The 709-nt window shown below is 64.6% G+C and carries 1 protein-coding gene; it reads left to right on the forward strand.

What is annotated here, in order from left to right:
* The first annotated feature begins 89 nt into the window (after positions 1-89).
* The gene (locus MBENS4_RS22715) at positions 90-638 is read left to right on the forward strand and encodes a helix-turn-helix domain-containing protein (protein WP_024020881.1); all 549 of its coding nucleotides are present in this window, start codon (positions 90-92) and stop codon (positions 636-638) included.
* Positions 639-709: the final 71 nt, after the last annotated feature.

Here is a 709-nt window from a genome sequence, read left to right on the forward strand (position 1 = left end):
ATACCAAGGCGCGCTGAGGCTGACTCACGCCGGGGCTTCCCAAGCGGATGAAAATCTGATTCGACGTTGCGAGCACATGGAGGCTTGCGATGGCGGCAGCGATTGGGGTTCGATCTGACTACACATCGGCGGATTTGCGCCAGTTTGCGCGACGAAGTGGCGATGCCAATCAGGTCCGGCGTCTGTTGGCTGTTGCACTGATCCTGGACGGCAGGAGCCGCAGCGAAGCGGCGAGGTTTGCCGGGGTGACGCTGCAGATCGTGCGCGACTGGGTTCTGCGCTTCAACGAGGGAGGTCCCGACGGTCTGGCAACGCGCAAGGCTCCGGGGAGAGCGTCGATCCTGAACGACGAGCAGCGCGCGCGGCTTGCCGAGATCGTCGAGACTGGGCCGATTCCTGCAGCGCATGGCGTGGTGCGCTGGCGGCTGTGCGATCTGGCGCAGTGGATCTGGGACGAGTTCGAGTTGTCGGTCACACGTCACACTCTTGGGCGCGAGCTTCGCGCCATGGGCTACCGCAAACTCACGGCGCGGCCACGCCACCGTGGCCAGAAGAGCGATGACATTGCCGATTTTAAAAAAGGTTCGCCGCCCGTCTGGCGCAAATCAAGCGGCGGCTCCCGAGAGGAACGCCGATAGAGCTGTGGTGGCAGGACGAAGCCCGCGTCGGCCAGCAGACCAAGCTCACCCGGCGCTGGGCGAAGCGCGGC

Origin of the sequence: Novosphingobium sp. MBES04 (assembly GCF_000813185.1) — a bacterium.
GTDB classification, from domain to species: Bacteria; Pseudomonadota; Alphaproteobacteria; order Sphingomonadales; family Sphingomonadaceae; genus Novosphingobium; species Novosphingobium decolorationis.